This window comes from Frankia sp. CoWAU3 (assembly GCF_977971855.1).
Genome location: NZ_CDWWXB010000016.1, coordinates 1 through 12,437 on the forward strand (window position 1 = coordinate 1; position 12,437 = coordinate 12,437).

General features: G+C 69.7%; 7 protein-coding genes and 1 pseudogene. 4 read left to right on the plus strand and 4 right to left on the minus strand.

The genetic code is table 11. The annotated features are described in order from the left end of the window. Positions 1–100 precede the first annotated feature (100 nt). Both AC08ON_RS03295 and guaA read right to left on the minus strand, forming a co-directional pair. Positions 101–1,255, minus strand: coding sequence for a threonine ammonia-lyase (locus AC08ON_RS03295; protein ID WP_476605977.1), 1,155 nt, complete (start codon positions 1,253–1,255; stop codon positions 101–103). Between the two features lie 232 nt (positions 1,256–1,487). Beyond that, positions 1,488–3,056, minus strand: coding sequence for a glutamine-hydrolyzing GMP synthase (guaA, locus tag AC08ON_RS03300; protein ID WP_476605982.1), 1,569 nt, complete (start codon positions 3,054–3,056; stop codon positions 1,488–1,490). Between the two features lie 599 nt (positions 3,057–3,655). Between guaA and AC08ON_RS03305 the strand changes: the two genes are divergently transcribed. From AC08ON_RS03305 to AC08ON_RS03320, 4 genes are read left to right on the plus strand one after another with little or no spacing between them, the layout of a single operon-like run. Then, complete coding sequence (locus AC08ON_RS03305) at positions 3,656–7,432, plus strand: nitrate- and nitrite sensing domain-containing protein (protein WP_476616423.1); 3,777 nt, start codon at positions 3,656–3,658, stop codon at positions 7,430–7,432. Further along, positions 7,429–7,851 (plus strand): roadblock/LC7 domain-containing protein, encoded by a 423-nt coding sequence (locus AC08ON_RS03310; RefSeq protein WP_011435096.1) that lies wholly within the window; start codon positions 7,429–7,431, stop codon positions 7,849–7,851. The genes AC08ON_RS03305 and AC08ON_RS03310 overlap by 4 nt, the downstream gene beginning before the upstream one ends. 25 nt (positions 7,852–7,876) lie before the next feature. After that, on the plus strand, positions 7,877–8,236 hold the full coding sequence (locus tag AC08ON_RS03315) for a DUF742 domain-containing protein (RefSeq protein ID WP_011435095.1): 360 nt from the start codon (positions 7,877–7,879) through the stop codon (positions 8,234–8,236). Then, positions 8,217–8,813 carry a GTP-binding protein gene (locus AC08ON_RS03320; RefSeq protein WP_011435094.1) on the plus strand — a complete coding sequence of 199 codons (597 nt, stop codon included), beginning with the start codon at positions 8,217–8,219 and terminating at the stop codon, positions 8,811–8,813. The genes AC08ON_RS03315 and AC08ON_RS03320 overlap by 20 nt, the downstream gene beginning before the upstream one ends. A gap of 59 nt (positions 8,814–8,872) precedes the next feature. Here the strand turns inward: AC08ON_RS03320 and AC08ON_RS03325 are convergent, their stop codons facing one another. Then, the gene (locus AC08ON_RS03325) at positions 8,873–10,294 is read right to left on the minus strand and encodes an ABC transporter substrate-binding protein (RefSeq protein WP_476605975.1); all 1,422 of its coding nucleotides are present in this window, start codon (positions 10,292–10,294) and stop codon (positions 8,873–8,875) included. Positions 10,295–10,428: 134 nt separating this feature from the next. Further along, a pseudogene (locus tag AC08ON_RS03330) lies at positions 10,429–12,437 on the minus strand (hypothetical protein); the annotation flags it as partial.

Genomic DNA, 12,437 nt, shown 5'->3' on the forward strand with positions numbered 1-12,437 from the left:
GGGCCGTCGATGGCCGTGGTCCGCGTCAACGCCCGGCCCACCGGCGGTCAGGCGGCCACGCCACGTGGCCGCGCGGTCACGTAGTCACGTAGTCACGTAGTCACGCGCTACTCGACGCGCTCGGCGGGATGGCCGCGAGCGCCTTCACCCTGCTGGCCACCCCCGGGTCGATGTTGCCACCCGACAGGATTGCCACCGTCGGGCCCTGCGCGAGATCACCTCGACGCAACAAGGCCGCGACCCCCGCGGCGCCGGCCGGTTCCACCTGGTGGCCGGCCCGGTGCAGCAACACCATCGCCTCCCAGAACGCCGCCTCATCGACCGTGACGATCTCGTCCACCAGGCGTGCGGCAAGGGCGAAGGTCAGGACCCCCGGAGCGCTCACCGCCATACCGTCGGCGATCGTGGTCGACGCCGGGACCACCCGTGACGAACGTGGCGCCGTCGGCTGTTCGGACGTCCGGCTGCCCGGAATCGTCCCGACTCCCCGCAGTGTTCCGGCACCGGGCGTCGTTCCGGCACCGGGCGTCGCAGCCCCACCGGGGGGCACCGTGAGCCGCCGGCCAGCCCGCAGCGACGCGGCGAACGCCGACGACAGCACGGACTGCACTCCGACCACTCGCACATCGGGGCGCCGGGACCGCACCGCCGCGGCCAGCCCGCCGATCAGCCCTCCGCCGCCCACCCCGACCAGAACGGTGTCGAGATCGGGCACCTGATCGAGCAACTCCAAGCCGATCGTGCCCTGCCCGGCCACTACCGTCGGGTCATCGAACGGGTGGACCAGCAGCCGGTCTCCCCGGGCGGCGAAGGTGGCAGCCGCAGCGAGCGCCGCTTCCACCCCCCCGGGTATCTTCTCGACCCGGGCGCCCCACCGGCGCGTCCGCGCCACTTTGACCGGATTGGCCCCTACCGGCACGAAGATGGTCGCCTCGACGCCGAAGGCCGCGGCCGCGAAGGCCACTCCCTGGGCGTGGTTACCGGCACTGGCCGCCACCACCCCCCGGGCCCGCGTCGCCGGATCCGCGGTGGCCACCCGGTGGTAGGCGCCCCGAAGCTTGAACGAACCGGTGTGCTGCTCGTGCTCACACTTGAGCCAGACGGGCGCACCGACCGCCGCCGACAGGCCGAGATCCCGCACGACCCTGGTCCGTCGTGCCACCCCGGCAAGGACGCGGGCCGCGGCGCGGATGTCCGGCGCCCAGAGTTCGGCGTCCGGGGCTACCGATCGGTCGTCTGCGGCTGCTGCGGTCATGGAGCATCTCCCGGCGGCTGAGCGGCCACCTCACCATGACCGCGGCAATAAAAAAGCCCCCCGCCAGGACAAGGCGGAAGGGCGAGGCGCGGACCCGATGATCGGTCGCGCGCCTAGGTAATGGCCATCTCGTGCGGGGTCACATCATCCAGGGTGCTCCGGTCCCGCCCAGACGTCAAACGTGCCCGTCGGCGGGGGTCGTCCGACGGGCACGCGCTCCGATCCGGGATCGTCACTCCCACTCGATCGTGCCGGGAGGCTTGGAGGTGATGTCATACACCACCCGGTTAACCTGCGGCACCTCGTTGACCACCCGGTTCGAGATGCGTTCCAGCAGGCCGTAGGGCAGCCGGGCCCAGTCGGCGGTCATCGCGTCCTCGCTGGTGACCGCGCGCAGGACGATCGGGAAGCCGTACGTACGCTCGTCACCCTGGACGCCCACCGATCGCACGTCGGCGAGCAGCACCGCGAAGACCTGCCAGATCTCGCGGTCCAGGCCGGCCTTGCGAATCTCCTCCCGGATCACCGCGTCGGCCGCCCGCACCACGTCGAGCCGCTCGGGCGTGACCTCGCCGATGATGCGGACGGCGAGGCCCGGGCCCGGGAACGGCTGACGCCAGACGATCTCCTCGGGCAGCCCCAGCTCCTCGCCGAGCCGACGGACCTCGTCCTTGAACAAGGTCCGAAGCGGCTCGACCAGATCGAACCGCAGGTCCTCGGGCAGTCCACCGACGTTGTGATGCGACTTGATCTTCGCGGCCGTCGGCGAACCGGATTCGATCACGTCGGGATACAATGTCCCCTGCACGAGAAAGTCGATCGTCGCGCCCTCCGCCTCCGCCCGGACCTCCAGTTCGCGGGCGGACTCCTCGAAAACCCGGATGAACTCACGACCGATGATCTTCCTCTTCCGCTCCGGGTCGGTCACTCCGGACAGCGCGGCGGAGAACCGGTCGGCCGCCTTGACATGGACCAGATCCACGCCGGTAATCGCGACGAAATCGCGTTCGACCTGTTCCGCCTCGCCGGCCCGCAGCAAACCATGATCGACGAAGACGCAGGTGAGCGCGTCTCCCACCGCCCGGTGCACGAGCGCGGCAGCGACCGCGGAGTCCACCCCGCCGGACAGGCCGCAGATCAACCGTCCGGTCCCGACCTGGGCCCGGACGGCCGCGACAGCCTCGTCGACAATGTTGATCATTGTCCAGGTGGGCCGGCAGCCCGCACCCACGAGCAGGAAGTGCCGCAGCACGTCCATGCCTCGCTCGCTGTGGACCACCTCCGGGTGGAACTGCACGCCATAGAGACGACGCGCGGGGTCCTCGAAGGCGGCGACCGGGGCCGACGGCGTGAAAGCCGTTACCCGGAAGCCGGACGGCGCGGCGGTCACCGAGTCGCCGTGCGACATCCAGACCTGCTGGACAACGGGCAGACCGTCGAAGAGAACCCCGGGATCCGACACCGACAGACGAGTTGCTCCGTACTCGGCGGTTCCCGTGCGCGCGACGGCGCCGTCAAGCGCCTGAGCCATGACCTGATGGCCATAGCAGATACCGAGAATAGGCACTCCGGTAGCGAACAACGCAGGATCCACCCGGGGCGCGCCAGGCGAGTAGACGGACTTCGGGCCGCCAGAAAGGATCAGTGCGGACGGACGCCGGGCGAGGATCTCGTCCACCGACATATCCCACGGGACGATCTCCGAATACACATGACATTCGCGTATGCGCCGGGCGATCAGTTGGGCATACTGAGCACCGAAATCGATCACCAGCACGGTGTCGTAGCCCGCAGGCCCCACCGCGGACGGGCCGCTGGGGCCGTCCGCCGGGGACCGCGGAACATCCCGAACCGCGCCGGTATCCGTCGGCTCCGCACCGCGGCCAGCACTGCTACGCTGCAACTCGCTCACCCCGCAAGCCTACGGACACGGCGACCCCACCGGTCCGTCCAGGCGCCCAACCATCTCCCACGGCCTTCACCGGAACAGACGAAGCGCACCGGACGCCGCCGCGAAGGCGGTAAGGGCTCATGTAGGAGATGTCTAGGATGCCGAGTTTGCGCCTTCAGCCCGGTTCACTCACCCCGACAAGCGCTTCGATCATCAGTGACGCCCGATGTCGGGCTTCCCCGGCGGTTACGGTAGTGGTGACTCCGCGCGCAGTAGCGACAACTGACGTGCGGCCACCAAGGCGCTTACGGTAGGCGCCTTTCGGATGCCGACTTCGTACCGCTATGGTGCCTGACAAGGGACATCCGGGCCCGATACCGAGCCATCCTGGTACGACCTGTTCCGGGAGGCTGGCGGAGAGGTTGCGAAGGTACGTGCGCAGACAACCGATGGCCAGCAGCACGGGCATCGCCGCAGACTCGGAGCCGACAGTGGCGCCGGGTTCGCCCGTGGACGCCGAAGACGGCGGGCAGCGCGATGGTCGATCCGCCGCGCCACCGAACCCAGCCGGGTCGGGACTGGCGCGCCTTCGTCGCGCCGCCGCCAACCCCACCAACTGGCGGGTACGCACCAAGCTGATCGCGATTCTGGCCGTGCCTGTCATCGCGATCCTCGCCTACTCGTCCATCGAGGCGGGTACGGTGCTGACGAGCACGCGGGACGTCAACCGGGTGTCCGATCTGACCGAGCTCAGCCGCTCCGCGGCCGGGCTGGTCCACGCCCTGCAGGCCGAGCGCACCTACAGCACCGGATTCGTCGCCAGCGGTCCCGTCGGCGCCCGGGACGGGAGCACGATTCCAACCCGCCGGGCGGCGGTCGATGAAGCCTACAGGGCGTACAAGTCAGCTACGAACGAGCGGCGAGGCTCCTTCGGCAGTGAGGTACGCCGCGCTCTCGACGACGTCAGCAGCCGGATGGACACGCTGCCCGCCAAGCGGCAGACGATCGAAAGGCTGATCGACAGGAAGGCGGTCGAGACCGCCTTTCAGCCGATCATTGACTCACTGGTCAACCTGATCCGGCTGATCCCACAGGGAAATGACGACCAGGAGCTCAACGCCGGGGTCAACACGGCCTACTTCCTGATGTCCGGGACGGAACTTCTCGCCGAGGAGCAGGCACTCATCCATGGCCTGTTTACCCGCAACGGGAACCAGGTCTTCACGGCAGACGACTATCGCGAGTTCCTGTCGGCCGAGACCCAGCGGGGCCGCCAGCGCAACGATCTCGAGAACGCCGCTCTACCGAACCAGCTCGCGGTCTACGAACCGACGATCGACACCGAGACCAACGGGGACATCCGCAACACCCAGAATTACGTCGAAGAAATTCTGAATGCGCCCATCGGTCAGCCGCTGACCGCGCTGGAAGCCGAGAAATGGGACCAAGCGACCCAGCGGACCATCGACACCGGCACGGAAGCCGTTGACAAGCTCCTGGGTCTCGTCGACGCCCGCGCGGGCACCCTGCGGGGCAACATCCAGCGCCACGCGCTGCTGTCCGGTCTGCTGATTGTGCTCATCCTGGCCCTCGCCCTGCTCGCCGCACTGATCGTCGCGCGATCGCTGGTCCGCCCCCTGCTGGCGCTGCGGACTGCCGCGCTGGACGTCGCCGACCATCGGCTTCCCGAGGCCGTCCGTCGGTTGCGCGATTCCACCGAGCTGGACATCGACGACTCGATCGAACCGATCGGTATCGACACCGACGAGGAGGTCGGTGAAGTCGCGCGGGCTTTCGACGAGGTTCACCGGGAGGCGATCCGGCTGGCCTCCGAACAGGCGTCGCTGCGGAACAACGTCAACGCGATGTTCGTGAACCTCTCTCGGCGCAGTCAGGGACTGGTCGAACGGCAGCTGCGTCTCATCGACGAGCTGGAGAACCGCGAGCAGGATCCGGACCAGTTGTCCAACCTGTTCAAGCTGGATCACCTCGCCACTCGTATGCGGCGGAACAACGAAAGCCTGCTCGTCCTCGCCGGCACGGACACCGCTCGGCGCTGGACACACCCCGTCCCACTGAACGAGGTCGTACTGGCGGCCATCTCCGAGGTGGAGCAGTACACCCGGGTCAAGCAGACCTCGGCCGCCGCGGTGTCCATCGCCGGCAACGGTGTCAGCGACGTCGTCCATCTGGTCGCCGAGCTCCTCGAGAACGCCACCTCGTACTCGCCGCCGGCCACCAGCGTCCTCGTCACCAGCCGCTCGCTCGGTCCGGGGGCCGGGGCGATGATCGAGATCGAGGACCAGGGCATCGGCATGCCGGCCAAGGAACTCGAACGGGTCAACGACCGACTGGCGAACCCGCCGGTGGTCGACGTGTCGGTGTCACGGACCATGGGCCTGTTCGCGGTCGGTCGGCTGGCCAGCCGCCACGGCATTCACGTCCAGCTGCGTGAGTCCGCCTCCGGAGGTATCACCGCTGTCGTCCGGCTGCCCGCCAAGCTGGTGACCGGAGACGGCGGGGCCGGCACGGGACCGGCCCGGCCCGCCGCGCCGGCGTTGGGAACCCGCGTCGGCGACTCGCCGGCCGTCCCCGGTTCCCCGACCGGACCGCATGCACCGCAGCGGCCGGAACGCACCGGCTCGGGAACTCCCGAACCGGTGGACGGCAGGGTCGCGTCAACGAACGGCACCGGGGCCAACGGGCACCGGACCGCGAGTGAATCCGACGGACCAGAAAGCCTCTTCGACGACTCCAGTGGGCCCCGGCGGTTCCCCAGCACCGGGCCGTTCCCTCTCACCGGGCCGCTGGCCGCCGCCCAGCTCGGATCCGACCGGACGGGTTCGCCGCCCACCACGGATGATCGCGACTTCGGGCCGGACGACTTCGCTCCCGGCCTCGACGGCGACACCGAGCGCGGCAGCGAGACGGATGGCATCAGCGCCGCTCCGCCGACCCTGCCGCACGATCTACTCGGGCGGGGAGGAAACGACGAGGACCACCCGGTCCCGGGAGCCCGGGAGCGGCCCGGCTCCAGTGGGCAGGACGATCCCCGTGACCCACGGGGGCTCGACGGCCGGGGGCTCGACCTCGATGCCCTTCGCGGCCGCGGCGGCACCGCTCCCGGTGGCCGGCTCGAACCGCCCCCCGACGTCGTACCGGACACCCAGACCATCGACCGGCGCGGATTCGGACGACGGGACGATCCGGTCACGGACGAGACGAGACCGGTGTCGTTCGGGGACAACCGCTGGGGGACCAAACCACGTCCCGGCGGCGCCACCGGGCCCGCTCGGACCGGGCAGCCCGACACCGCCCCGACACCGCCTGCCCCGACACCGCCCGGCCAGACCCGGCCCGATGCCGGTGAGCGGCCCCGGTCGGCCGAGGAGCCGCCCCCCGGGGCCGGCAGCGTGTTCGCCCGCTCCGAGAACCGGCCCGTTCCGCAGGAACGATCGGAGTCCACGGCGTCCACCGGTCCCCGCGACCGGCCGGCGTCGGCGCTCGCGTCCCGGCAGTTGCGCGACACCGGGACGACAGAGGCGGTCTCCGGCGAGGACACCGGCGAACAGACCACGGCAGACCGGGACACCGACGGCATCGAGACGTCGCCGATCTTCGACTCCGTGTCGGCGTGGTTCCAGCGACGTTCGCCGTCCGATCGGACGCCCGCCCAGCATTCGACGGCGGCCGCGGCGGCCCGCCCCACCGGGCCGGGTGCCGGTGGGGCGGCGCCACCGCCCCGTTCCCCGGTCCGTCCGGGGCTCGGTGGGGCCTTCGGGCAACGCGGCCCCGCCCGCTCCGGAGTCGATCCGCTCACGGCTACCCGGACACCGGCACGGGAGGAGCCCGCGACGGACGCGCCGTCAGCGGCTCCGCCCGTCCCGCCCGTCCCGGCCTTCGCGGCCCAGCATCAGCCAGCCCCGCACCATCAACCAGCAGGGCAATACCAGCCAGCACAGCACCAGGCAACGCCCCAGCAGCCCCCGTCCCAGGAGAACTGGACATCTCCCGGGGACGCCGGCTGGCAGGCGGCCGAGTTGTTGCGTCAGCCGAGCACAGGCGGCGTGACGCGGTCGGGCCTACCGGTGCGAGTTCCCATGACCCATCTCGTGCCCGGCAGCGCCGAACCCGCGCCCCGCCGGCGTCCCACCGACACCTCGGCCAGATCTCCTGAGGCTGTAGGAGGCCGGCTTGCCAGCTTCTACCAGGGCGTACGGCAGGGACGTGATGTCGGAGTCGACACCGCGAGGAATCCTCGACGTGACGCGCAGGAGGAACGGTGACACCCGTGAGTTCTGAAGCCCAGAACCTCAATTGGTTGATCAACAATTTTGTCGATCGCGTCCCGGGTGTCGCCCACACCGTTGTGGTGTCCGCAGACGGCCTGCTACTCGCCGTCTCCGACGGTTTCCCCCGGGATCGCGCCGACCAGCTCGCCGCGGTGGCCTCGGGACTGGTGAGCCTGACCCAGGGCGCCGCCCGCGTCTTCGAGGCGGGTGGCGTCACCCAGACGGTCGTGGAGATGGAGCACGGCTTTCTCTTCATCATGGCAATCAGTGACGGCGCGAGCATGGCAGTGCTCGCGGCACCGTCCTGCGACATCGGTCTGGTCGGCTATGAGATGGCACTGCTGGTCAGCCGGGCGAAGGACGTCCTGACCCCGGCGTTGCGCGCCGAACTGCAGGGAACCCTTCCGCGGTGACCGGACGGCAACACAGGGAGTCAGGGTGAGTATCGATCCCGAGGGCACGCCCGGGCCGGTCGTCCGTCCGTATGCGATGACCGGCGGGCGCACTCGGTCGCGCTATGAACTCGCCATCGAGGCACTCGTCTTCACGACGCCTCTCGGCGAGGAACGAGCGATCGGCCTCAACCTGGAGCAACAGACCATCGCCGCCATGTGCCGGCAGGTGCGATCCATCGCGGAGATCGCCGCCGGCCTCCGGGTGCCCCTCGGGGTGGCCCGCGTGCTGGTAGGCGATATGGCGGACGAAGGCTTCGTCCGCGTCCACCAGCAGCCTGACCGCGACGAGGCACCGGATCTCGCGTTGCTCGAAAGGGTTCTCAGTGGCCTTCGAAAGCTCTGACAACAGGCGGGTCAACTCCGCCGTCGCCACGACCTCGGTGAAGATCGTGGTAGCGGGCGGATTCGGCGCCGGGAAAACCACATTCGTGGGTTCGGTGTCCGAGATCGTCCCGCTGCGCACCGAGGCCGTCATGACCGAGGCGGGAGCCCACATCGACGACCTCACCCACCTGATGGACAAGACCACCACCACGGTCGCCATGGACTTCGGCCGAGTCTCGCTGGACGAAGATCTGATCCTGTATCTGTTCGGCACCCCCGGGCAGTACCGCTTCTGGTTCATGTGGGACGACATCGTGCGGGGAGCCATCGGTGCGATCGTGCTCGCCGACACCCGCCGACTGGCCGATTGCTTCGCCGCGGTCGACTACTTCGAGCAGCGGCAGTTGCCCTTCGTGATTGGCGTCAACTGCTTCGACGGGATCCTGCGGCACTCGATCGAGGACGTCCGGGAAGCACTGCAGGTCAGCCCGGCCGTTCCCGTCATCACCTGCGACGCCCGCAACCGCGACTCCACCAAGAGTGCGCTGATCGCGGTGGTCGAGCACACGATGTCGCGGGCGACCGCAGGGACCTGAGGTGATCCGCCCCGGGGCGGCCGGTGCCAGTCGCCCCGGACAAGCGAGCCGACCCGAGCTCAGACGGGCGGGGGAAGCTTGCGGAGTTCGGCATCCAGCGGGACCTTGGTGTTACCCGCATTGTTGACAATCTTGAGGTCGAAATCGTTCGCCTGCTGGTTCTGGTTCCACTGACCACCGACGAGGGCGATGCGAGCCACGTTCTTCGGGACGTTGGGCTGAGCTCCGAACGCCACAGGTCCGACGATGGTCTGGGCGTCGACGTCGCGGATGGCCGTGGCGACGGCTTCCCGGTTGTCGAGGGAGTCGACGTTGCTCAGCGCCTTGACGGCGACCTCGAACAGGGCGTACGAGAATCCAAGGATCTGGGTCCACCCTTGGCCGCGGGCGCTGGTGAAGTCGTTGGCCAGCTCCAGGGACGTCTTGTTCGTCAGCGAGCTGCGGAAGGGATGCGCCGGTGACCACGCCACCTCGGTGGTAAGACCGTCACCACCGGTACCGAGGCCACGCACATCCTCCTGGAAGTAGATCGCCTTGGAGATCGCCAGGGCGTTCGGCGAGTAACCGAAGGTCCTGGTCTCCTTCCGGAAGGTGGCGAAGTCCGCGGCCCGGGACACGCCGACGACGGCCTGCACCCCGTTCTTCTCGAATTCATCGATATAGGTCTTGAATGAGGGCGCCCCGCTTGCGTAGCCGGCTGACATCGGCGACGTCAGCCGGAGATTGTTGTAATTGCGGATGGTGGGAATTCCGAAGTCCGGGTTGGCGAACGCGCGGCCGTCATCGTCGTCCGGATACATGAGCCCCACCTTGGTGATCCCCAGCTGGCTCCACATCGCGACGTAGGTCGCCACCAGGTCCTCCATGCCCCAGAAAAAGTGGTAGGTCCAGCGGAAGGGCATGTCGACGTTGCCGCCCCGGCCATTCCACCAGGCCTGCCACGGGGCGATCGTGGAGATACAGGGAACCTGGTTGATCTCGCACTGGTCCGCGACGGGAACGGCGGTGTCGGAGGTGCCACCGACCAGCACGACGTCGACCTTGTCCTTGAAGATCAGGTCGGTTGTCGCGATCCCGGCGCCATGGCGGTCCGACTCGGAGTCCCGGACGAAGATCTCGACGGGATAGGTGCGGTTCCCCACCTTCACGCCATCGGCCAACATCGTGCGCATCGTCTGCACCACATACGAGTCGACCACGCTGTGGCTGCGGAACGCCCCCGTCCGGGACGTCACATAGCCGAGACGTACCTTGCGCGCCGCGCTGGCCGAGGAGGATGAGCCCCCACACGCGGCCAACAGCCCGGCGGCCGGTGCCGCGACCGCCGCGGTCCCGGCCCAGCGAAGCAGACCACGCCGGTTAACGGTCCGTCGGCCGCTCTCCCGGGGAGCGGGGACGCCCCCGTCCGCACCGCCAGCCACATCCGTCCTGCCAGCGGCGGCACACCGTCCGCCACCCTCACCACGGTCAGACCTGAGCATGGCACCTGATCCTGCCCCATGCCATCCTGAATCCGACAACGGGGGTCGGAACTCGGCAGATCCCGGGCTACCAGAGGCGCCTTAGATCCGACATATCGGTGTTTCACTTACCGTCAGCGTGGGGATGGATCTCCTCAGTTCACCCCGCAGTATCGGTGCGGTGCACTGCCACTCGCGGTGAGTTCCAGCGTGCCCTGCGCCTTGTCGCGGATTCCGGCCCCGGGCTTGGCGATGTGCACCCCCGAAAGATCCTTCAGTGGCCCGCTGGTGAACTTCACGTTGCCGATCACATTCCCGCCGTCGTTACCGGCCACCGGCGTGATCGTGTACTGACCGGCGGTGCCGTCCCAGCTGTAGGCACCGGCGGTCCGTTCGACCACGAGCACACCGACGACATTGTCGGACAGCTTCAGGGGATTCGTCCCGGTAACCAGCCGGCATTCCCAACTGCCATCAATCATAGCCTTGCCATTGATCGCGTCCGGGCTGGTCGTGGTGGGCGTCGGCGAGCCACTGGGGGGAGCCGGCGAAACCGACGGCGCGCTCTTGCCGCCGCCATCGCCGCGCAGGAGCGCATAGCCGCCGACCGCGAGCAACGCGAGGACCAACGCAACGGCCAAAGGACCGATCCAATCCTGACGAAGCCAGGCGAGGCGATCCTCGCCGGAGAAGTCCTCGCCCTCCGGCTCATCCCGGGCATCCCCCTGTTCCCGCGGCCCCACCGCGCGGGCATCACGTCCGTAGGCCCGCCGCCCGGGCCTGGAATGGCCGCCGACCCCGGCGCCCTCCTCATGCCGGCCAGCATGTCCACGGCTCCTGGCGCCGGTTCCGCCCGCGCGACCGGCCCGGTCCGCGGTGCCACGCCGGCGCTCGCCGGCGCTCGCCGCACTCCGCTCACCCGATCGCGTCGATCCGGATGACCGGATGGGCTGGGGAGCCGAGACCGGTTGGAGACTGTTGGTGTCGGTCACCGGATTCGGGGTGCGGCGGCGGTCGGCAGGCACACTGCGACCACTCGGTTTGCGCACCGACCGGGAGGGCTGCCAGCCGCTGTCGTCACCCGGCGCGGCGCCGGCACCTCTGGCCTTTCCCGATCCCCGCCGGGGCACCAGGGACGTCCTCTCCGAGGGAGACTCGGGTCGGCGCCCCACCGGCGACAACGGAGTTCCGACCAGGCCACGCGCACCGGTCCCGGCCGGCGACGCGGAGGCGTCTGGCCGGTACAGCGGACGAGCGGTCGTCATCGTCTCCTCGACCCGAGGTACAGCCAGGTCGCCGGGCCGGCCGCTGGCCCGCGACGCATCGGCGTCGACCTCGGCAGCCGCCCGCCGCTCCGGGGCCGCGAGCGCCCGGCCGCGGGCCGGAGCGGACGGCCCGTTCTGGCCGGACAGCCGGTCGGTCGGACCGGCCAACGAGTCCCTTGGTCCAGACACCCGATTCGCCGGCACCCGCCAGTCGCTCCCCGTCGCGGCCTCCACCGGCGATCGTCGCCGGGCCACCGGGAGCGGTCCGGAGAGCGGGTCCTGGCGGCCGGGGACCAGTCCGGCGATCCCGTTGGGCCCGTTGGGCGGGAGAGAACGGACGGCATCTCCGGTGCCGGGCAGGGGAGTCCGCCAGCCTGCAAGATCCGCTCCGCCGTCGCGGGGGTCCCGCGGACGATCCTGGCGGGAGCGCAGACGGTCCTGGCGGAAGTGTGGGGGCAGGCCCCCGGTGGCCGGACCCTGCCGGCCGACGATGAGGTCGGCGGATGCGAGGAACGCGCCGTTCCCGCCGGCGGCCTTACCCACGGAACCGCCGTTAACCCCGGAACCGCCGTTAACCCCGGAACCGCCGTTAACCCCGGAACCGCCGTTGACCCCGGAACCGCCGTTCGGGCCCCTTCTTCCCGGACCTGGGTCCCTGCCGGGACGACTCGACGCCGATCCCGGCAGATAGGCTTCCGCGCCCCCGAATCCGCGGGGCAGAGTTGATGAGGTCGCGCCCGGACCAGCGGATCCGCCGCTACCGGGACGGACCTCGCCGGCCTCCCGGTTCGGGGCGCCCGGGCCCGCTGCGGGCGTGCCCACACCGGGCAGTTGAACACGGGGCGAGCTGTGCCCGTTCCAGGGATCCGTCGAGGAGTATGCGGTTTGGGGCCCGGCAT

Coding starts and splice junctions, on each gene's coding strand:
- AC08ON_RS03295 (WP_476605977.1), bottom strand. CDS start 1,255: ATGACCGCAGCAGCCGCAGACGACCGATCGGTAGCCCCGGACGCCGAA.
- AC08ON_RS03325 (WP_476605975.1), bottom strand. CDS start 10,294: ATGCTCAGGTCTGACCGTGGTGAGGGTGGCGGACGGTGTGCCGCCGCT.